Raw genomic sequence first — 20,929 nt, 5'->3', positions numbered from 1 at the left:
TTGTGCTCCGGGGTCGGTGAGAATCCGAACCGGCGGTGAAAGTCCGCGACCCGCCGATCGAAGACATTCGACCGGCGGTTGAGCTGGTGGAATTCCGGCACCGACGGTGATGAGGTTCGGGTCAGCAATGGCCGGGGTCTTCAGTCCGGATGAGAGGAAGCACACGCGAACGACGGCAGCCCGAGATGGCGAGCCGTCGCCGCGGCATCCCTGGAGCCTCCACGCAGAGGACCACGGATGACCGCCACAGCACCAGCGCAAATCGAGCAGGCGATGCGCCACGCGCTCTCGCTCGCCGCGCACGGCCCCGCCTGGGGCGTCAACCCGCAGGTCGGCTGCGTTCTGCTCACTGCCGACGGCACCGTGCTCGCCGAGGGCTGGCACCGTGGCGCGGGCACCGCGCATGCCGAGGTCGATGCGCTCTCCAAGCTCTCCCCCGGCGAGGCCGTCGGCGCCACCGCCGTTGTCACCCTCGAGCCCTGCAATCACACGGGTCGCACGGATCCGTGCAGCGAGGCGCTCCTCGCGGCGGGCGTGAGCGAGGTCTACTACTCCGTCGCCGACCCGGGCGCGCGGTCCGGCGGGGGTGGCGAACGCCTTCGGGAGGGCGGCGTCGCGGTGCACGGCGGCCTGCTCGCCGAGGAGACCGAGCGGGCAATGCGGGTCTGGCTCACCGCCGAGCGCGGGCGCCGGCCGTACGTGAGCGTCAAGTGGGCGTCTAGCCTCGACGGGCGAGCCGCGGCATCCGATGGCAGCAGCCAGTGGATCACGGGAACCGCTGCCCGTCAGCGCGTGCACGAGCAGCGCGAGACCGCGGATGCGATCGTCGTCGGCACCGGAACAGTGCTCGCGGACGACCCCAGCCTCACCGCACGGGGGGATGCTGGCGAACTCATGCCACACCAGCCGGTGCCGGTGATCATCGGCGAGCGCTCTATCCCCGAAGACGCCCGGCTGTTTCAGCACCCGGGGCCGGTCATCCTCACCGCCAGTCGGGATCTGCCCGCCATCCTCGACGCACTGTTCGAGCGCGACATCCGTCACGTCTATGTGGAGGGCGGCCCGACGCTGGCCAGTGCCTTCGTCGCCGCCGGACTCGTCGACGAGTACCTGATCTACCTCGCGCCGACGCTGCTCGGCGGCGCGAAGCTCGCCCTCGGCGATCTCGGCGTGCCGACCCTCAGCGGTGCACACGCCCTCCACATCGAGTCGATCGAGCAGCTCGGCGACGATCTGCTCATCACCGCCTACCCGAAAGCCCCGACCCTCCCGCATCACGACAGAGAGCGCTGACATGTTCACCGGAATCATCGAAGAACTCGGCACCGTCACCGACTGGTCCCCCACCGGCGACGCCGCTCGTATCACCGTGCGCGGCCCGCTCGCGGTGCAGGGCGCTGCGCACGGAGATTCCATCTCGGTCAGCGGCGTGTGTCTCACGGTGGTCGACCAGGGCGACGACTGGTTCACCGCGGATGTCATGGCCGAGTCGATCGCGATGAGCACGCTGAAGGGCGTCGCCGTCGGCGCTCCCGTGAACCTGGAGCGCGCCGCGCAGGTCGGCGACCGCCTCGGCGGCCACATCGTTCAGGGGCACATCGACGGCACCAGCGATCTGCTCAGCATCACGGAGGGCAGTGCCTGGCCCGTGCTGCGCTTCTCGCTCAGCGCGGAGCTCGCACCGCTGGTCACCCGCAAGGGCTCGATCGCGGTCGACGGCGTCTCGCTCACGGTGAGCGCGGTCGGGATCGACTGGTTCGAAGTGTCGCTCATTCCCGAGACCCTCAGTGCGACCACTCTCGGCGCGAAGACCGTGGGTGACGCGGTGAACATCGAGACCGACATCCTGGCCCGCCAGGTCGCCCGGTTCCTCGAACTCGGCGGCGGCCAGCAACACGACCTCGGTAGTTCCATCGACGGAAGGAGCGGGATATGAGTCTCGCCGACATCCCCACCGCCCTCGACGCGCTTCGCGCCGGGCGCCCCATCATCGTCGCCGACGACGAGAGCCGCGAGAACGAGGGTGACGTGATCATCGCCGCCCAATCGGCGAGCCAGGAGACGCTGGCCTGGATGGTGCGCAACACCTCCGGGTTCATCTGCGCGCCGATGACCAACGACATCGCCGATCGCCTCGAGTTGCCGGTCATGGTCGTGGACAACGAAGACCCGCGCGGCACCAACTACACGGTGAGCGTGGATGCCGCCGACCGCATCAGCACCGGCATCAGTGCCGCCGACCGCGCCCACACCCTGCGCGTGCTCGCCGCGCCGGACTCGACGCCGGCGAGTCTGCATCGGCCCGGCCACATCCTGCCTCTGCGCGCAGCAGAAGGCGGTGTGCGCGAACGTGCGGGCCACACCGAGGCCGCCGTCGACCTGCTGCGCCTCGCCGGACTCGTTCCGGTCGGCGCGATCTCGGAGATCGTGGCCGATAGCGGGGAGATGATGCGGCTTCCCGAGCTGATCGAACTCGGCGAGCGCGACACCGTGCCGGTGATCACCATCGAGGCGCTGCTCGAGTACCTGGACGCGTCCGTCGACGAGCTGGTCGTCCCCGGCGCGGTCATCCCCGAGACCTCGCGGGTGATCTTCGAGGTCGAGACCACCATTCCGACCGCGCACGGCAGCTTCCGCTTTCGCGCTTACCGCGATCGGATGACCGGAGCCGACCATCTTGCCGTCATCGCCGGCAACCCGCAGAACGGCACTCTGCTGCGGGTGCACTCGGAGTGCCTCACCGGCGAGGTCTTCGGCTCGCAGAAGTGCGAGTGCGGGCCGCAGCTCGACGCCGCCCTCGATCGGATCCAGAAGGAGGGCGGGATCGTGATCTACATGCGCGGTCACGAGGGACGCGGCATCGGCCTGATCAACAAGCTGAAGGCCTACCGCCTGCAAGAGGACGGTCTGGACACCCTCGACGCGAACACCGCTCTCGGCTTCCCCGCCGACGGTCGCGACTACGGAGCGGCCACCGCGATCCTGGACGACCTCGGCATCAGCGAGGTGCGGGCGCTCACCAACAACCCCGAGAAGCTGCGCCAGCTGCGCGCACACGGAATCGCGGTGACCGAGCAGGTGCCGTTGGTCGTCGGCGTCGGAGAGTTCAACGAACGGTACCTCGAGGCGAAGCGCGACCGAATGGGGCACATCCTGCCCAACGACACCGAGCTTGAGGAGTCTGCGCGAGCACACCAGCGCATCCTCGACGCCCAGAAAGGACACCTGGCATGAGCGGCGACGGAGCACCGGAGATCACCACCGATGGCACGGGACTGAAGGTCACCATCGTCGCCGGCCGCTGGCACGAGGTCATCACCGACGGGCTGCTCGCCGGCGCCCGGCGCGTGCTCGGCGAATCGGGGGCAGATGTCACCGAGCTGCGCGTGCCCGGCAGCTTCGAACTCCCGGTCGTCGCGAAGGCGGCGCTCGAGAACGGGGCGGATGCCGTGGTCGCCCTGGGCGTGATCATCCGCGGGGGCACACCCCACTTCGAGTTCGTATCGGACGCCGCCACCAGCGGCCTCACCCAGGTGGCGATCGAGACGGGCAAACCGATCGGCTTCGGCGTGCTCACCCTCGATGACGAACGCCAGGGTCTCGACCGTGCTGGTCTGCCCGGTTCGAAGGAAGACAAGGGTGCGGAGGCTGCGGAGGCGGCGCTCGCAACGGCCGTTCTGATCCGCGACCTGCGACGGTAGAAGGCTAGGGTGGAGTGGTGGTGAATCCCTTCAAGATCTTCGTGCTCATCGGCGTCGTGCTGGCCATCGCGCTGGCGGTCGGTTTCGTGATCGTGGTGTTCTTCCAGACCGGCGCCCAGCCGCAGAGCCTGCCCGTACCCGGCACGCGGCTTCTATGACTCAGCTAGCACTGTGACCTCCGACGGCGCGACGGTTCCGCGCCCGAGGACAGCACGCCCTGCACCGAAGCCGCCGAGCCGCATCCTGCTGCTCGCGATCGCCGCGATCATCGTGTCGATCGTGGTGGGCCTCATCGTTCACGGCGTCACCCGCCCCGGCCCGGTCCCGCCGATCACCAGCATCAGTTTCAGCCAGTTCGAGGCGGTCCCCGGGTTCGACGACAGCACCTTCGTCGAACGCTCGCCCGAGCGCATCGCCGAGCTCGAGAAGGTCGCGGCGAAGTACGACGTACCGCTCAACGACGTCGGAACCACCCACAACGACCCGTGCAGCGGGGGTCTCGGCACCGATGTGACGCTGACATTCCGGGGCGCGGGTAGGTCGAGCTTCCACCTCAACAGCTGCACGGGGCCGAACGGTTCCGGCACATTCGTCGCGGATGCGACCGCCCTGTTCAGCCAGTGGCGCACCTCCGGCAGCTAAGAGTGCGAGCTGACCGGGTATAGCCTGGAGTGACAGCCACAAGCTCTCCCGTTTCCCGCATCATCGCACTGCAGCAGCCCTGACCGGCGCCGCCGCCTTCGCGGACGCATCGCCCTCGCCTGCTCGGAGTAGCTTCTTGTCAACTTCCACCGCCGTGACCACCGCCCCCGTGAATCCACGCGGCCGGGTCATCCTCGCCAGCCTCATCGGCACCTCGATCGAGTTCTACGACTTCTACGTCTACGCGACGGCGGCGGTTCTCGTGTTCCCGACGCTGTTCTTCCCGGCCCAGTCGCCGGCTACGGCGCTGCTCAGTTCGTTCGCGGTCTTCGGTGCCGCCTTCGTCGGTCGTCCGTTGGGGTCGATCCTGTTCGGACATTTCGGCGACCGGATCGGCCGCAAAGGCACTCTGATCGCCTCCCTCCTCACGATGGGCATCGCGACCTTCCTGATCGGCGTTTTGCCGTCGGCATCCACGCCGGGCTGGACGGTGCTCGCGCCGACCCTGCTGGTGATCTTCCGCTTCGCCCAGGGCATCGGCCTCGGCGGCGAATGGAGCGGCGCGGCACTGCTCGCGACCGAGAACGCCCCGGCCGGCAAGCGCGCAATCTACGGCACCTTCCCGCAGCTGGGCGCACCGATCGGCTTCATCGTCGCCAACGTGCTATTCCTGGTGCTCAACCTCGCCATGTCGCCGGAGGCCTTCGCCGCCTGGGGCTGGCGCATCCCGTTCCTCGCGAGCGCGCTTCTCGTGATCGTCGGACTCTACGTGCGATTCCGACTCGTGGAGGCGCCCGCCTTCACCAAGGTGGTCGAGAGCGGCGCGGTGGCCAAGCTGCCGCTCGGCCGGGTGTTCCGCACCAGCTGGCGCCAGCTCATCCTGGGTACCTTCATCATGCTCGCGACCTATGTGCTGTTCTATCTGATGACCACCTTCACGCTGGCCTTCGGCACTACCGCCACCTCCGTCGGGGTGGCTGCGGATGCCGCCAAGGCCGCCGGCAAACCGTTCAACCCGGCGACGTTCGTACCCGGCCTCGGCTACACCCGCAACGAGTTCCTGATCATGCTGATCATCGGCGTGGTGTTCTTCGGCATCTTCACCCTGGTTTCCGGCCCGCTGGCCGAGCGCTTCGGACGACGACGGATGCTGTCGACCGTCACCGTCGGAATCATCGTGTTCGGGCTTCTCTTCGTCCCGCTTTCGGGCGGCGGCATCGTCGGAGTGCTGGCCTGGCTCATCATCGGCTTCTCGCTGATGGGGCTGACCTTCGGTCCGATGGGTGCACAGCTGCCGGAGCTGTTCGCGACCAACGTGCGGTACACCGGGTCGGGCATCAGCTACAACTTCTCGAGCATCCTCGGTGCTGCGGTAGCGCCGTACATCGCTCTGGCGCTCTGGGGTTTGGCAGGCGGCAGCACGATCCTGGTCGGGATCTACCTGTCGATCGCGGCCGTGCTCACCTTCATCGCGCTGCGGCTCAGCAAGGAGACCCGCGACAGCGACTTCACGACCATCGTGGAGTAGGTACTTCGCCGGTTGAGCAGCGCCCGAGCGAGGACGCGTATCGAAACCCACCACGCGAACGGTTTCGATACGGCTGCTCCTCCGTCGCGGCCTACTCAACCAACGGCACTTCATTAGTCGAGGAACAGGGCGCGCAGACGGCGGGTGGTGAAGGTGAGCCCGATGGCGATCATCACGACGAAGTACAGCACGTGCCCGAGCATCCCCCAGCTCAGTGCACCCGTGGTGAGCCCGCGGATCAGCTCGACCCCGTGCCAGAGGGGGAACACCTCGATGATCCACTGGATCACCTGTGGGTAGACACTCAGCGGGTAGAACGTTGCCGAGAACAGGAACATCGGTAGAAGCACGAAGTTGATCCAGTCCATCTGCTGGAAGGTCTTCATATAGCTGGTGATCGCCATCCCGAGGCTGGCGAAGCCGAACGCGATGAGCAGCACGGCGGGCAACGCGAGGATCGCCGTCCAGGACAGGTTGAGTCCGAGTGCCTGCATCACGATCATGAAGCCCGCCGCATAGACCGCGCCGCGCAGCAGGGCGAGGAAGATCTCGCCGAGGGCGACGTCCAACGGCCCGAGGGAGGTGGCGAGCATCCCCTCGTAGAGCTTCGCGTAGTTCATCTTGAAGAAGACGTTCCACGTGGAGTCGAAGATCGCCCCGTTCATTGCCGAGACCGCGAGCAACCCGGGAGCGATGAACGCCGCGTATGGCACCGGGTCACCGTTCGAGTTCGATACCGTGCCGACGAAGGCCCCCAGTCCGATGCCGAGCGAGAGCAGATAGAACACCGGCTCGAAGAAGCCACTGAGGATGACCAGCCAGTTCGTGCTGCGCGTGGCAAGCAACCCGCGGCCGATGACCGCGCTCGAGTTACCGGCGTAGAGCGCTCCGATGCCGCCCCGGGCCTTTGGGGTCGGGCGCACCGGCGCGAGAGTGGGTGCGTCGCTCACTTGTTCAACCTCCGGGTGACGACGCGCTGGGTCCGCACCCAGCCGAAGGCGATGAGAGCCAGCGGAAAGGCGATGTGCACCGCGACCAGCCAGCCGGGCTCGACCTGGCCGAAACTGACGTCACGGCCCAGTTGGGTGCCGTGCCAGAGCGGGGAGATCCAGCCGATCCATTGCAGGTAGATCGGCATCGAGGTGAGCGGAAAGAAGGTGCCGGAGAACAGCAGCAGCGGCGCGATGATGAAGCGCTGGATGAAGGCCGGCTGCCCGGCATCCGTTTCGACCGTCGCCATGTAGCTGGCGATCACGACGCCGAATGACATTCCGGTGACGGTCGCGATGACGATATTCAGGAAACCCCATGGCGATGGCACCGCGCCGAAGACCAGCATCACCAGAAAGAAGATGATCGTGGTGGGGAGGATGCGCGCGATCACCGCGAGGAAGACGCCGTTGACGATCTGCCGACCGGTGAGGGGCGCCGCATTCATCCCGTAGAAGATGGCGTTCCACTTGAACCCCATGAGGATCGGGTACGTGCACTCCTCGACCGCAGCGGTGACGGCTGCGGAGGCGATGAGCGCTGGCGCGACGAACGCGAGGTAACTCGTGCCGCTGAAGGCGCCGCCCGAGTTCTTGTCGACGAGCGTCGCCAGCCCGACCCCGAGCGCGAACAGGTACATGAACGGGCTGCCGACCGCGGTGAACAGCAGCGTCTTGTAGTACGACTGGATGGCACGGATGCGGTGCTCCGCCACGTACCAGGAGCCCCAGCGGCGAGGTTTGACGGCCGCGGCACGCGCCTCTTCGGCAGGCGAGAGCGCGGTGGGTGCGAGCGCGGTCATTCGATCAGGCTCCGTCCGGTGAGGCGGAGGAAGACATCCTCGAGGCTCGAACGGCGCACCAGCGACGTGATCGGCTCGAGCCCCCGCCGGGTGACCTCAGCGAGCTCGGCCTCCCCGTCGTTGCTGTAGATGAGGATGCGGTCGGGCAGCACCTCGATGCGGTCGCCGACGCCCTCGATCTCCACCGCGACGGCGGCATTGCGATCCGACCCGAATCGCAACTCGACGACCTCACGGGTCGAGTACTCAGCGATCAAGGCGGCCGGCGAACCCTCGGCCATGATGGTGCCCTTGTCGACGACAACCAGACGGTCGCAGAGCTGCTCCGCCTCGTCCATGTAGTGCGTGGTCAGCACGAGCGTCGTGCCCTGCTCCTTCAGGCGGAACAGGCGGTCCCAGAGAATGTGTCGCGCCTGCGGGTCTAGCCCGGTAGTCGGCTCGTCGAGCAGCAGGATGCGCGGGTCGTTCATGAGCGAGCGCGCGATGGTGAGCCGCCGCTTCATCCCTCCCGAGAGGTCGTCGACCTTCGCCTTCGCCCGGTCGCTGAGCTGGGCGAACTCGAGCAGCTCGTCGGCCTTGCGGGCGCAGTCGGCGCGGCTCATGCCGAAGTAGCGGCCGTAGACGATGAGGTTGTCGCGCACACGCAACTCCATGTCGAGGTTGTCTTGCTGCGGCACCACGCCGAGCTGCGACCGGATCTCCGGACCGTTCTGGTTCGGATCGAGACCCAGGATGTCGAGGTCGCCACTTGTTCGCGTCGATACGGCCCCGACCATCCGCATCGTCGTCGACTTGCCGGCGCCGTTCGGACCGAGAAAGCCGAAGGCCTCCCCCGGCGCGATCTCGAACGAGATGCCATCGACGGCGGCGAACTCCTTGTATTTCTTGGTCAGGTCGGCGGCGGTGATGACGGGCGCGGGCATGCGCTCCACCCTAGCGAGGAGCTATGACACTTGCCGGGCGCCTCGGGCGAAGCAGGGACAAAGGCGAATTGGCTCCGTCAGGAGTACGAAGTCCCAGCCTGACTAGCGCAGACTTGACGCAATCATGAGTACCGCCCCGCAGACGCCCCGCCGCTCCCCCTTCTCCCGTGGTCAGAAGGACGACGGCCCCCGTGCCAGCTTCCGCCAGCTGCTGCCATACCTGTTCGAGCACAAGAAGGTGCTCAGTGTCGTCATCGGCCTGAGCATCATCGGCGCGGCAACCTCCCTCGCGCAGCCGTTGCTGGTCAGCCAGGTCATCACGGTCGTACAGAAGGGCCAGGTTCTCGGGGGTCTGGTGTGGGCACTCGTCGGCCTGGTCATCCTGAGCGCCCTGCTCAGCGGGCTGCAGCACTACCTACTGCAGCGCACCGGAACGAGCGTCGTGCTCTCGGCCCGACGCCAGCTGGTGCGACGGATGCTGCGCCTCCCGATCAGCGAATTCGACACCAGGCGCACCGGCGACCTGGTCTCGCGCGTCGGCTCGGACACCACACTGCTCTACGCCGTGCTCACTCAAGGTCTCGTCGACGCGGTCGGTGGCGCGCTCATTTTCGTCGGTGCGCTGATCGCCATGCTGGTCATCGATCCGGTTCTGCTCGGGCTCACGGTGCTGGTCATCGCCGTCTCCGTGGTCACCGTCGTGCTCCTCAGCGGGCGCATCCGCGTCGCCAGCAGAAAGCAACAGGAGAGGGTCGGTGACCTCGCCGCCTCCGTGGAACGTGCGCTCGGCGCCATCCGCACCGTCCGCGCCTCGAACGCGACCGACCGCGAGACAGCGTCCATCGAGAAGGATGCCGTGGGCGCATGGGAGCAGGGAATCAGCGTCGCGAAGATCAGCGCCCTGGTCGTGCCGATCGCCGGCATCGCCCTGCAGGTGTCATTGCTGGTGGTGCTCGGCGTCGGCGGGTTCCGGGTGGCGAGCGGGGCGATCACGATCGCCAATCTCGTGGCCTTCATCTTCTTCCTGTTCATGCTGATCATGCCTCTCGGCCAGGCGTTCGGCGCGGTCACCTCTGTGAACCAGGCGCTCGGCGCGCTCGGTCGCATTCAGGAGATCATCTCTCTGAAGAGCGAGGCCGAGGACGACGCCGCCATCGAGCCAGCCGCCCCCGGCGACTCGGCCGCGGCGATCAGCTTCGACGACGTGGTGTTCACCTACCCGGCGGGAGCGGTTGCCCCGACCTCGGTCGACCCTTCGACAAGCTCAGGGACCGAAACGGAGGTCAAAGACCTCACCGTGCTGCACGGCGTGAGTTTCACCGCGCCCCGTGGTCAGCGCACCGCGCTGGTCGGCCCGTCGGGCGCCGGCAAGTCGACGATCCTGGCGCTGATCGAGCGGTTCTACGACCCGACCGCGGGTGTCGTCCGCATCGCCGGGGTCGACATCCGTGCCCTGGATCGGGAGGCGCTGCGGGCGCAGATCGGTTATGTCGAGCAGGACGCGCCCGTTCTGGCCGGGACGCTGCGCGACAACCTCACCCTCGGCGCGCCGAACGCGACCGACGCCGAATGCATCCAGGTGCTGCATGACGTGAACCTCACCGAGGTGCTCGAGCGCAGCCCGCTGGGGCTCGGCGCGGCGGTCGGCGAGGAGGGCGTCATGCTCTCCGGCGGCGAGCGCCAGCGGCTGGCGATCGCGCGCACGCTGCTCGCCGCCCCGCCGATCCTGCTGCTCGATGAGTCGACCTCCTCGCTCGACGGCCTCAACGAACAGCTACTGCGCGAAGCGATCGACGCCGTGGCCGAGAATCGCACCCTGATCGTGATCGCGCACCGGCTCTCGACCGTCGTCGACTCCGACCAGATCGTGGTGCTCGAACACGGCCGCGTCGTCGGCGTCGGCACCCACTCGGAGTTGGTCACGACGACGCCGCTATACCGCAATCTGGCGAAGCACCAGCTGCTGGTCTGAGCAGCACGCCCCACTCTGCGCGGAGCGAGTGCCGTGGCTGGCTATCCGGCCGTGCGAGGTCTAGGTTTCAGTCATGAATGCTGGCACGAAAGACGATCCCTGGGAGCTGGTCACCGCCCCGGGCAGCTCGAATTACACGATGTACGCCGATGCGGAGGCCGATCCACCGGCGCTCGTCTGCCAGGTCGGCTCCACGACGCTGAAGTACCACCTGTCGGCAATCGATGACCTTCACGCCTGGCTGGTCGAGCAGAGCGACTGGGTTCCGCTCGGCGCAGCGGACGAACTCAAGCCCGCTGCCGAAGGCTCCGTCGAGGCCTGGGGTCGGTCAGACCAGAACCCGGTCGGCGGCTGGTACGGCCTGCGCAAGGGATACCGCGGACGCTTCGGCATGTACCTCCCGCCCCTGCTCGAGGCGCTCGGCCGCGCGGAACTCACCCACGACGCACGCAACAATCGCGTCCGCGCGCTGTAGCTCGGCATCGTCGCGGCCCGAGATGGTGATGTCCGCCGAGATGGAGAATTCGTGACGCTGGTGGCCGGGGTCGACTCGTCGACGCAGAGCTGCAAGATCGTCATCGTGGATGCGCAGACCGGCGCCATGGTGCGCAGCGGTCGAGCGAGTCATCCGGAGGGCACCGAGGTAGACCCCACGCTGTGGTGGGATGCCTTGCTCGCTGCCATCTCGGACGCCGGCGGGCTCGACGATGTCGCTGCGCTCTCCATCGCCGGCCAACAGCACGGCATGGTCTGCCTCGATGAGGCGGGCGAGGTCGTGCGCCCGGCGCTGCTCTGGAACGACACCCGCTCGGCCGACGCGGCCCGCGATCTGATCGCGGAGATCGGAGCGGATGTCTGGGCCGAGTCGGTCGGAACCGTGCCCGTCGCCTCCTTCACCGCCACCAAACTCCGCTGGCTGCGCGACGCGGAACCGCAGAACGCCGCGCGCACCGCGGCCGTGGCGCTCCCCCACGATTACCTCACCTGGCGGTTGCTCGGCTACGGCCCCGCCAATCCCGACCTCGACGCTCTGGTGACCGACCGGTCGGATGCCAGCGGAACCGGGTACTGGTCCCCCGCAACCGGAGCGTACCGCCTGGACTTTCTCGAGCGCGCTCTCGGCAAGGTCGTCACCCGTCCCCGGGTGCTCGCGCCGTACGAGACCGCCGGCAGCACCGACGGCTCGATCGCCGGGGTCCCTGCCGGGATAGTCGTCGGCCCTGGTGCCGGCGATAACGCCGGCGCTGCTCTCGGCCTGGGCGCCGCCGAGGGAGACGCGGTCATCTCCGTCGGCACCTCCGGCACCGTCTTCGCGGTGGTCGACCGACCCCTCGCCGACGCCAGCGGCACCGTCGCCGGCTTCGCCGACGCATCCGGCCTGTTCCTGCCGCTGGTCGCGACCCTCAATGCTGCCCGGGTGATCGCCGCCACCGCCGCGCTGCTCGCAACGGAGCTCGACGAGGTTGCGGACCTCGCCCTCAGCGCATCGCCCGGTGCCGGCGGTGTCGTGCTGCTGCCATACCTCGAGGGCGAGCGCACCCCCAACCTTCCGACCGCGACGGGGTCCGTACTCGGCCTCACCCTCGCCAACGCCAGCGCCGCGAACCTGGCGCGCGCGTCGGTGGAGGGGATGCTGTGCGGCCTCGCCGACGGATTGGACGCGATTACCAGCCAGGGCGTCACCGTCGACCGCGTGATGATGATCGGCGGGGGCGCTCAGAGCCCCGCCGTGCGGCAGATCGCGCCGGAGATCTTCGGACTACCGGTGACCGTGCCCGCTGCCGAGGAGTATGTCGCCGTGGGCGCCGCGCGCCAGGCCGCATGGGTGCTCACCGGTGAGCTGCCGATCTGGGCGGCGGCCGCGACGGAGGTGTTCACGGCCGACGAGCAGCCGATCATCCGTCGCCAGTACGCCGCGGCGCAGCGCTCGGTGTCGTACTAGGCGCTGCCTGAAACATCCGCCCCTCCCGTCCTTTCCGCCCCCTTCCGAAATGAAGGAAGAATTTTCGCCGCGCCGACGCGATCCCGAATCTGGACGGCATGTTGCGAAATTCTCCTTCATTTCGGAAACGCACCTCGGAAACGCACCTCCGAAGAAACGCACCACGCACGCTCGCATCTAGTTCAGCGCCCACATCGCGACGGCGGCGGCCGCTCCGACATTGAGCGAGTCGATGCCGTGCGCCATCGGGATCTGCACGATCGTGTCGGCGGCGGCGATCGCCTCAGCGGTGAGACCGTCGCCCTCGGCGCCCAGCACCAGCGCCAGTTTCTCCGGCGCTGCGAAGTCGCGCAGGCTGACCGCATCCGGAGTCAGGGCCAGCGCTGCAACGTGGAATCCGGATGCCGTGAGCAGCTCCCGCGTCGACGTCCAGTCACCGAGACGCGTCCACGGCACCTGCAGCACCGTGCCCATCGAGACTCGGATCGCGCGCCGATAGTACGGGTCGGAGCAGCGCGGCGTGACGAGCACGGCATCCGCGCCGATCGCTCCGACAGAGCGGAAGATCGCGCCGACATTGGTCGGGTCGGCGACATTCTCGAGGATGATCACGCGGCGCGCGGAGGCCAGCAACGATTCGGGTGACGGCAGCGGCGGACGGTCCATCGCGGCGATCAGGCCCCGATGCAGCAGGTACCCGGTGAGCTGTTCTAGCAGTTCGGGCGGCCCCGAGAACACCGGTACGTCTGGCCCGACGAGGGCCACCGCCTCCTCGACCGTGTTGCCGAGGGCGAGCACCGAGCGCGGCGTGTGTCCGGCGCGAAGCGCGCGCTCGAGAACGAGGGCCGATTCGGCTATGTAGATGCCGCCGCCCGTCTTTTTGAGGGCGACATCCGTCTGATGCGAGAAGTCGGCGAGCCGCGGGTCGCTCAGCTCGCTGATCGGGATGACGGGCACGTTAGGCGGCGCTCGAGGGGAGAACGGATGCCCCGGCCTCCGTCACCCGCGCCAGCGCCGTAGCGCTGCTGTCCGCCGCCACGCCCGCAACCAGGTCGTCGAGTACGCGCACCGTGCGCGCCGAGGCGAGGCCGTCGAGGGCGGAGGCGACCACGCAGTAGTCCGTGGCGAGGCCGACGACGTCGATGTCGGTGACGCCGAGGCGGTCGAGCGCCTCAGAAACCGTACCGCCGCCATCCGTCGTCCCCTCGAAGATCGAGTACGCCGGAACGCCCTGCCCCTTGCGCACGTGCAGAGTGACGGCGGAGGTGTCGAGGGCGGGGTGGTATTCGGCTCCGGTGGTGCCGGCGACGCAGTGCACCGGCCAGGTGCTGACGAAATCGGGGACCGCGTCAGACGGGGCGAAGTGACCGCCGTTGTCGCCCGCGGCGTCGTGCCAGTCGCGGGAGGCGAAGACCGCGTCGTAACGCTCCGGATGCGCGGCAAGGTAGGTGCTGATCCGCGCGGCGACCGCAGCGCCGCCCTCCACCGCGAGCGCCCCACCCTCGGTGAAATCGTTCTGCACGTCGATGATGAACAGGGCGCGGGTCATCCGCCCATTTTACGAACTTCGCCGGTCGAGTAGGCCGCGACGAAGGAGCAGCCGTATCGAGACTGGCACCGAGGGCCTCGATACGCGTCCTCGCGCGGACGCTCGGGCGCTACTCGACCAGCGGTGCGCTAGTTGTTGGAGAGGTTGTTGCCGCAGCCGAAGACCGCGGTGGTGACCGTATCGAGCCCTGCCATCGCGCTGGCGCCCGAGAGTCGCCCCTCGGCGAAGAAGGCGAAGGCCAGCGCCGTGCCGTCCTTGGCGTGGATGATCCCGGCCAACGCATAGGCGGTGGCGATCGATCCCGTCTTGGCGTTGACCGCTCCGCGCGCGGCCGCGTTGGCCCCGGTGAACCGGGTCTTCAGGGTTCCCGTCTGGCCGGAGACCGGCAGCGAGTCGTAGATGACCTTGAGACCCTTCGCCCCTGCACCGACCTGCACCATGAAGTTCGCCTCCATCGTGGGTGGGATGGCGTCTTGGTTGCTCTCGCCCGATCCGTCCTTCACGACGAGCCCGGTTGCGCTGAGACCATAGGCCTTCGCCAGCGTGGCCTGGTAGACCCCGGTCAATGACGCAGCGGAGCCGTCGCTCCCCGACGCCGTGGAAGAGACCCGCGCGACCATCTCGGCCAGGGTGTTGTCGGAGTCGGGGAGCATCTTGCCGATGAGCGCGCTGAGCGGCTGCGACTGCACCTGCCCGAGTTGCGCGCCGCGATCCGTCACGGCCGAGCCGGCCTTCGTCACCGCCGAGGAGGGAAGTCCCAGCGCCTCGGCGAACACGGCGCCGGCATGCACGATCGGGTCGGTGCTGCGCGGACTGTTCTGGGCCGCAGGGTTTGCCCGGTCGCCGTCGACCATCAGAGCGGTCACCAGCGGCTGAAACCCGAGGGTGCGTTCGTTGGCGGGCCAGGTGGGATCCCACGCATCGGCGGGATTCCACAGGTTGGCGTCCGCGATGACCGACGTGATGGGGTCGTCGGCGCCATGGCTCGAAGCCCAGGCGGCCTTCACCTGATCGGCCAGGGTGCTGATCTTCGGAGCACCGCGATACACGCTCTCCTGTCCGGGCGGCAGCGCACTCAGGGTGGCGTCCCCACCGCCGACGAGCACGACGATGCCGGGCGCTGATCCCTGGTACACGGTGGTCGAGAAGCGGTAGTCGGCACCGAGCACCGACAGCCCGGTCGCCGCGGTCAGCGTCTTCAGCACGCTGGCGGGAGCCACCCCGGTGGTACCCCCGCGGTCGAACAGCACTTCGCCGGTGGCAGTGTTGATCACCGTGCCGCTGAAGGTACCGAGCGCACGGTTAGCTGCGGCGCCGGAGACGGAGCAGGTACGCAACGCGGTCGCCGGGGGTACGGGGTCTGGTGTCGGGCGCGGCGGCGGGGTTGTCACGGTCGGGGTGGGCGAGGGGACGACATCCGCAACTCTGGTCGCGCTGGAGGCGCTGCCGGATGCACCGACGGCGGCACCGGCGAACACCGCTCCGGTGCCGAGGAGCACGAACACCAGCGCGAGTCCCGAGTACAGGAGGGCTCGCGGATGCCGTCTCACCGACGCCACTACGCCGGCCAAGCGGGTCGGTTGCTGGGTCTCCCTCTCGGGAGACTCGTGCCCGGGCTCGACGGAATCAGTGGGCTCGGTCACGCCCCCATGGTAACCGGCCTACTCCTGGGGGTACTTCAGCCCGATCTGCGCGCGGATCTGGTCGAGCGTCTCCATGATCGTCACGCTCTGTTCCGGCGGCATGATGTCGCTGGCGATGCGGCCGTCGCGCACCAGGCGCTCGACCTCCCAGGCCTGGAACTGCATTCCGCGCTGCGACACCTGCTGGTCGAAGCGCTCGACCACCTGATCGTCGGCGTCGTAGACGGTGAAGCTGGTGGGCTGGTACCAGATCGGCGCGACCTCGATGCGCCCCTTCGTGCCGTACACGATGGCGAAGTTCGGCCCGAGGGTGTCGAGCGAGGCATGGAGCATCGCCTGCTGGCCATCGCCGTAGGTGAAGACGATGGCGTCCTGCCGGTCGACACCGGTCGCGGTCAGCGGGGCCGCCGCGAACACGGACTCGGGCGTGCCGAAGATGTCGAAGGCGAACGAGACCGGGTAGATGCCGAGGTCGAGCAGCGCGCCGCCGCCGAGGGCGAGATTGTTGATGCGGTGCTCGGGATCGGTCGGCAGCAGCCGGTCATGCTCGGCGATCACTGTGCGCACCTCGCCGATCAGCCCCTCGGCGATGACCTCGCGGAGGCGGATCATGTGGGGAAGAAACCGCGTCCACATCGCCTCGAGCACCACGAGGTTCTTCGCGGTCGCGGTGTCGACGACACGGCGCGCCTCGGCTCCGGTCAGGGTGAACGGCTTTTCCATCAGCACGTGCTTGCCGGCCTCGAGCGCGAGCAGAGCGTTCTCGGCGTGGAACGGATGCGGGGTCGAGACGTAGATCACGTCGACATCCGGATCTGCCACCAGCTCTTCGTAGCTGCCGTGGGCGGCGGGGATCCCGAACTCGTCGGCAAACGCGCGGGCGGACTCCAGTGTGCGGGAGCCCACCGCGCTCACGGTGAACCCGTTTTTCACCAGATCGTTGGTCTGCAGGTGAGCGATGCCACCCGTGCCGAGGATGCCCCAGCGAAGTTCTCCAGCCATGATGTCCTTCCGGCGAGCGTCGGCGCTCTGCACGGTGTCGAACCTAGCAGCGCAGCGTCAGCACGATCCCCAGCGCGCGGCCGCGCGGGTGAACCCGCCGGAATCGCCCACCCCGCCATGCGTCATGGCGAAGAAGATGCAGACTCCACCGGTGCCGCCGGTGAAGCTCGGCTTGTACAGCGCGAGGCGGTGGGCCGAGGAGTCCCACCATTTCTGCGCCACGGTCGCGCCAGAGTTGCCCGAACCGCCGGCGAGATTGCCGTCGCAGCCGCGACTCGGGGTGGTGTCGGAGTAGTACGAACCGTCCGCGGCGGGCGTCAGGCTCCGCACACCGGCGTGTCCCCAGGTGTTGCCGGGGTTCGCACTCGGGTCTTCCGCCATCCAATACAGTCGCTGCTCCATGCAGGCGTCGTATCGGAAGTTACCCGCCGGGATCGGGTCGAGACAGTTTGCTGCACGAATTGCGTTGTAGGTGGACGAGAAGCTCTGGATGTCCCCGCTCGTCGTTCCCGTCGCCCCCTGCCCGTCGCCGCCGCCCGGGGCTCCTCCTCCGCCACCCGGGCTCGGAGCACAGCTCTGCCCTGCCGCGGCCTTGACGGCCCGACGCTCACCGGGGCTGACCCCGGCGCTCGCGGCTCCCCCGCGTTTGCCGCTCGACGGCGCTGCCGGCGGGGCCGGCGGTGGCGGGATCGGCACCGGCTTCTGCGCGAGATGTTCGGTGTCGACCGCGAGGACCTTGGCGGTCGCTGCCTGCTGGCTGGCCACGGAACGCTCGGTTCCGACGGCCGCGGGGGCGGCATCCGTCGCGGTCTTCGGAAGGGTGGCGGAGGCGAAGACCGGCGTGCCCGTCTCGGGAAGCGCCGCCGAGGCCGTACCGATGGACGGCCCGCCGCCGCCGATGAAGGGCAACAGAACAACGAGAACGGCGGCGAGCAGGGTCGTCAGAAAGGCGACACGCTTCATACCGATTCCCCCGAATCCCGCTGGGCGCCGCGAACCCCGAGCTCGCGACCGCTCCAACGCTATGCCCGGGCAACAGCGAGCCACAACCGCCGCGAATCGTTCTGCCCTCGAACGGGGGATGCCGCCGGATCCCCGGCGCCATATCCCCGGTCCGGCGGTGCACGCCGGCCCGGCCGATCTCCGCTAAGCTTTCATGCTGTGCCTCCCGGGATATCCCGTCGAGGCTCGGCCGCCTTAGCTCAGTCGGTAGAGCATCTCACTCGTAATGAGAAGGTCATCAGTTCGATTCTGATAGGCGGCTCCGTTGAATAGGGGGTCGGTGGCCATCGGCTCCGGTCCCTTTGTCTTTGCAGTGCGATCGTGCCGCACCGATCGCGTGTTCCGATCCTCGCGGGCAATTGTCGTTGCGGCCTCTTCCCAACCGTCCGCAAATCGTGGATGCTGTGGTGACAAACGCGCGATAGACGCAGACGATCGATTCGGCTCGGATGGAGAGCGGCCCGCGAGTGAGGCCGCACCGAAGCGCGACGATGGGAGCCGTATGGCCTGGAAGATGCTCGCCGAGACAGCGCCGCTTGATCGCGTCTGGATGGCCTTCCCGCTCGAGTGCTTCTCGATGGGAGATAGGCCGGAAGAAACCTACGCGGCCTGGACGGGCGTCGCTCACGCGGCATCCGCCTTCGTCTCCGTCACCATGGTGGTCGACCCGAGCGAATCCGCGCGGGCGGAGCGGATGCTCGGTAGCCACATCGAGCGCGTGACGGCTCCGCTCGATGACTTCTGGATGCGCGACATGGGGCCGACCTTCGTCGTCGACGACGAGCGGCCCGGCGTTCTCGGTGCCGTCGACTGGACCTACAACGGCTGGGGTGCCCAGCACTGGGCGAGGTGGAGCAACGACCGCGAGATCGGCCGGTTCGTCGGCCGCCAGACCGACGCGGAGATCGTGAGCTCGCTGCTCGTCAACGAAGGCGGCGCCATCCACTCCGACGGCGAGGGCACGCTGCTGGTCACCGAGACCGTCCAGCTCGACCCGCAGCGCAATCCGTACGCCGACAAGGAGAGCATCGAGGCCGAGTTCGCGAGAACCCTCGGCGCCGAGAAGGTCATCTGGCTCCCGCGCGGCCTCACCCGTGACTACGAAGACCTCGGCACCCGCGGCCACGTCGACATGGTGGCGGCGTTTCCCTCTCCGGGGCACATCCTGCTGCACGACCAGCGCAACTCCGATCATCCCGACCATGCGGTGACGCGCGCGCTAAAGGGATTCCTCTCGGAGCAGACGGATGCGCGCGGCCGCACCTTCGACATCATCGACCTGCCCGCGCCCGAGGTGCAGCGCGACGACGACGGGTACGTCGACTTCAACTACGTCAACCACCTGGTTGCGAACGACGGCATCATCGCCTGCGGGTTCGGCGAACCGGCGGCCGACGCGTACGCAGCCGGAATTCTCGGCGAACAGTACGGCGGCAAGACCGTGGTGACGCTTGACGCTCGCCCGATCATGAGCCGGGGTGGCGGCATCCACTGCATCACCCAGCAGCAGCCGACGATCGTCGCATGATCGACCTCGTCGAGACCTCGATTCGGCAGCTGAGGGAGGCGCTCGAGAGCGGGCAGACCACCGCCGTCGAGCTCGTGCAGGGGTACCTCGCCCGAATAGAGGCCTACGACTCTCCGCACAGCGCAACGCGGCTGAACTCGGTGGTGGTGCCGAACCCCGAAGCGCTGGTGGAGGCCGCGGCATCCGATGAACGTCGCCGTCGCGGCGAGACTCGCGGCCCGCTCGACGGCATCCCGTATACGGCAAAAGACAGCTACCTCGTCGCGGGCCTCACCGCCGCCGCCGGCAGCCCGGCCTTCCGGCACCTGCGCGCCACCCGGGACGCATTCACCATCTCGCGGCTGCGCGACGCCGGCGCGATCTGCCTCGGCAAGACCACCATGCCCCCCATGGCCAACGGCGGCACGCAGCGCGGGGTCTACGGTCGCGCCGAAAGCCCGTACAACCGCGATTACCTCACGGCACCGTTCGCATCCGGCTCGTCGAATGGCGCGGGAACCGCCACCGCCGCAAGCTTCGCCGCCTTCGGTCTGGCCGAAGAGACCTGGTCAAGCGGCCGCGGCCCCGCCTCCAACAACGCGCTGTGCGCGTACACCCCGTCCCGCGGCATCATCTCGGTGCGCGGCAATTGGCCGCTGACCCCGACCATGGATGTCGTCGTCCCCTATTCCCGATCGATGGCCGACCTGCTCGAAATCTTGGACGTCATCGTCGCCGACGACCCGGACACCCGCGGAGATCTCTGGCGTCTGCAGCCGTGGGTTCCGATTCCGCGGGTGACGGATGTTCGCCCCGCCTCGTACCCGTCGCTGCACAGCACTGCCAACCGACTGCGCGGCATCCGTTTCGGCGTGCCGAAGATGTACATCAACGCCGACGCCGAGGCGGGAACGGGGACGAGGCCCGGCATCGGCGGCCCGGCCGGCGAGCGCATCATCACGCGCGAGTCGATCATGGCGCTGTGGGAGGCGGCACGGCACGATCTCGAATCGGCCGGGGCCGAGGTGGTGGAGGTCGACTTCCCCGTCATCTCCAACTACGAGGGAGACCGCCCCGGCTCCCCCACCATCTTCACCCGCGACCTCGTGAGCCCCGAGTTTCTCGAGAAGGAGCTCTGGGACCTCACCGCGTGGGCCTTCGACGACTTTCTGCGGGCCAACGCCGACCCGAGCCTCGAACGGCTCGCGGAAGCCGACGGCGCGCAGATCTATCCCCACGATCCCGGCACCCTTCCCAATCGCGAGGGTGATCTCGTCGCCGGGATGGAGAAGTACGTCTCGATCGCGACGGCCGGAATCACCCCGTGGGACGAGATCGCGGAGCTTCGCCCGGGCCTGGAAGGTCTCGAGGAGACCCGACGACTCGACCTCGAAAAGTGGATGCGCGACAACGGGCTCGACGCCGTCATCTTCCCCGCGGTGGCCGACGTGGGAGCGGCCGATTCCGACGTGAATCCCGCCGCGGCCGACCTCGCCTGGCGCAACGGAGTCTGGGTGGCGAACGGCAACCTGGCGATCCGGCACCTCGGAATCCCGACCGTGACCGTTCCGCTCGGCATCATGGGCGACATCCGGATGCCCGTCGGCCTCACGTTCGCCGGTGCCGCGTACACCGACGCGAGCCTCCTGCAGTATGCCTCCGCGTTCGAGAGCATCCGTCCCCGTCGCGCGACGCCGCCCCTCACCCCTGAACTCGACGGCTAGCC

Annotated in this window: 20 protein-coding genes, 1 tRNA gene and 1 riboswitch; of the genes, 13 read left to right on the top strand and 8 right to left on the bottom strand. The window is 68.2% G+C overall.

Annotated elements, in window-relative coordinates; translation table 11 throughout:
* Positions 1–165, top strand: a riboswitch (FMN riboswitch).
* Between the two features lie 72 nt (positions 166–237).
* The 7 genes from ribD (at position 238) to IV501_RS14490 (ending at position 5,871) form a co-directional block, all read left to right on the top strand.
* Positions 238–1,293: a bifunctional diaminohydroxyphosphoribosylaminopyrimidine deaminase/5-amino-6-(5-phosphoribosylamino)uracil reductase RibD gene (gene ribD, locus IV501_RS14520; RefSeq protein WP_200557087.1), complete on the top strand. Its 1,056-nt coding sequence runs from the start codon at positions 238–240 to the stop codon at positions 1,291–1,293.
* Between the two features lies 1 nt (position 1,294).
* Positions 1,295–1,936, top strand: a complete 642-nt coding sequence (locus tag IV501_RS14515) for a riboflavin synthase (protein WP_200557086.1) — start codon at positions 1,295–1,297, stop codon at positions 1,934–1,936.
* Positions 1,933–3,234, top strand: coding sequence for a GTP cyclohydrolase II (gene ribA / locus IV501_RS14510; RefSeq protein WP_200557085.1), 1,302 nt, complete (start codon positions 1,933–1,935; stop codon positions 3,232–3,234). Before IV501_RS14515 ends, ribA begins: the two co-directional genes overlap by 4 nt.
* Positions 3,231–3,701 carry a 6,7-dimethyl-8-ribityllumazine synthase gene (ribH, locus tag IV501_RS14505; RefSeq protein WP_200557084.1) on the top strand — a complete coding sequence of 157 codons (471 nt, stop codon included), beginning with the start codon at positions 3,231–3,233 and terminating at the stop codon, positions 3,699–3,701. Before ribA ends, ribH begins: the two co-directional genes overlap by 4 nt.
* Positions 3,702–3,718: 17 nt before the next feature.
* Positions 3,719–3,859, top strand: a complete 141-nt coding sequence (locus IV501_RS14500) for a hypothetical protein (protein ID WP_200557083.1) — start codon at positions 3,719–3,721, stop codon at positions 3,857–3,859.
* Between the two features lie 13 nt (positions 3,860–3,872).
* Positions 3,873–4,343: a hypothetical protein gene (locus IV501_RS14495; protein WP_200557082.1), complete on the top strand. Its 471-nt coding sequence runs from the start codon at positions 3,873–3,875 to the stop codon at positions 4,341–4,343.
* Positions 4,344–4,479: 136 nt separating this feature from the next.
* Positions 4,480–5,871 carry an MFS transporter gene (locus tag IV501_RS14490; protein ID WP_200557081.1) on the top strand — a complete coding sequence of 464 codons (1,392 nt, stop codon included), beginning with the start codon at positions 4,480–4,482 and terminating at the stop codon, positions 5,869–5,871.
* A gap of 113 nt (positions 5,872–5,984) precedes the next feature.
* Here the strand turns inward: IV501_RS14490 and IV501_RS14485 are convergent, their stop codons facing one another.
* Genes IV501_RS14485 through IV501_RS14475 form a run of 3 tightly spaced genes read right to left on the bottom strand, consistent with a single transcriptional unit; the run spans position 5,985 to position 8,586 of the window.
* Positions 5,985–6,794, bottom strand: a complete 810-nt coding sequence (locus IV501_RS14485; protein ID WP_200557129.1) for an ABC transporter permease — start codon at positions 6,792–6,794, stop codon at positions 5,985–5,987.
* Between the two features lie 23 nt (positions 6,795–6,817).
* A complete protein-coding gene (locus IV501_RS14480; RefSeq protein ID WP_200557080.1) occupies positions 6,818–7,663 on the bottom strand; it encodes an ABC transporter permease in 846 nt (281 codons plus the stop codon).
* Positions 7,660–8,586: an ABC transporter ATP-binding protein gene (locus tag IV501_RS14475; RefSeq protein ID WP_200557079.1), complete on the bottom strand. Its 927-nt coding sequence runs from the start codon at positions 8,584–8,586 to the stop codon at positions 7,660–7,662. Before IV501_RS14475 ends, IV501_RS14480 begins: the two co-directional genes overlap by 4 nt.
* A 124-nt stretch (positions 8,587–8,710) precedes the next feature.
* Between IV501_RS14475 and IV501_RS14470 the strand changes: the two genes are divergently transcribed.
* From IV501_RS14470 to xylB, 3 genes are all read left to right on the top strand, one after another.
* Complete coding sequence (locus tag IV501_RS14470) at positions 8,711–10,558, top strand: ABC transporter ATP-binding protein (protein WP_200557078.1); 1,848 nt, start codon at positions 8,711–8,713, stop codon at positions 10,556–10,558.
* A gap of 73 nt (positions 10,559–10,631) precedes the next feature.
* Positions 10,632–11,033 (top strand): DUF6855 family protein, encoded by a 402-nt coding sequence (locus tag IV501_RS14465; RefSeq protein ID WP_200557077.1) that lies wholly within the window; start codon positions 10,632–10,634, stop codon positions 11,031–11,033.
* Between the two features lie 51 nt (positions 11,034–11,084).
* Positions 11,085–12,500, top strand: a complete 1,416-nt coding sequence (gene xylB, locus IV501_RS14460; protein ID WP_200557076.1) for a xylulokinase — start codon at positions 11,085–11,087, stop codon at positions 12,498–12,500.
* 177 nt (positions 12,501–12,677) lie between these two features.
* Here the strand turns inward: xylB and IV501_RS14455 are convergent, their stop codons facing one another.
* The 5 genes from IV501_RS14455 to IV501_RS14435 all read right to left on the bottom strand — a co-directional run bounded on the left by IV501_RS14455 (position 12,678) and on the right by IV501_RS14435 (position 17,657).
* A complete protein-coding gene (locus IV501_RS14455) occupies positions 12,678–13,457 on the bottom strand; it encodes a TrmH family RNA methyltransferase (protein WP_200557075.1) in 780 nt (259 codons plus the stop codon).
* Position 13,458: 1 nt separating this feature from the next.
* Positions 13,459–14,049 (bottom strand): isochorismatase family protein, encoded by a 591-nt coding sequence (locus tag IV501_RS14450; protein WP_200557074.1) that lies wholly within the window; start codon positions 14,047–14,049, stop codon positions 13,459–13,461.
* Between the two features lie 128 nt (positions 14,050–14,177).
* Positions 14,178–15,692, bottom strand: a complete 1,515-nt coding sequence (locus IV501_RS14445) for a D-alanyl-D-alanine carboxypeptidase/D-alanyl-D-alanine-endopeptidase (RefSeq protein ID WP_200557073.1) — start codon at positions 15,690–15,692, stop codon at positions 14,178–14,180.
* Positions 15,693–15,710: 18 nt separating this feature from the next.
* Positions 15,711–16,694 carry a Gfo/Idh/MocA family protein gene (locus IV501_RS14440; RefSeq protein ID WP_200557128.1) on the bottom strand — a complete coding sequence of 328 codons (984 nt, stop codon included), beginning with the start codon at positions 16,692–16,694 and terminating at the stop codon, positions 15,711–15,713.
* A gap of 57 nt (positions 16,695–16,751) precedes the next feature.
* Entirely contained in the window at positions 16,752–17,657 is a 906-nt protein-coding gene (locus IV501_RS14435; RefSeq protein ID WP_200557072.1) for a hypothetical protein, read from the bottom strand.
* Between the two features lie 228 nt (positions 17,658–17,885).
* Here IV501_RS14435 and IV501_RS14430 point away from each other — a divergent pair.
* From IV501_RS14430 to IV501_RS14420, 3 genes are all read left to right on the top strand, one after another.
* Positions 17,886–17,958, top strand: a tRNA-Thr gene (locus tag IV501_RS14430).
* Positions 17,959–18,198: 240 nt separating this feature from the next.
* Positions 18,199–19,224, top strand: coding sequence for an agmatine deiminase family protein (locus tag IV501_RS14425; RefSeq protein ID WP_200557071.1), 1,026 nt, complete (start codon positions 18,199–18,201; stop codon positions 19,222–19,224).
* Positions 19,221–20,927, top strand: coding sequence for an amidase (locus IV501_RS14420; protein WP_200557070.1), 1,707 nt, complete (start codon positions 19,221–19,223; stop codon positions 20,925–20,927). Before IV501_RS14425 ends, IV501_RS14420 begins: the two co-directional genes overlap by 4 nt.
* Positions 20,928–20,929 lie beyond the last annotated feature (2 nt).

Origin of the sequence: Lacisediminihabitans changchengi (genome assembly GCF_016634425.1) — a bacterium.
GTDB classification, from domain to species: domain Bacteria; phylum Actinomycetota; class Actinomycetes; order Actinomycetales; family Microbacteriaceae; genus Lacisediminihabitans; species Lacisediminihabitans changchengi.
Note: the sequence above shows the minus strand (reverse complement) of the source record. Positions and strands in the feature narration are given on the sequence as shown.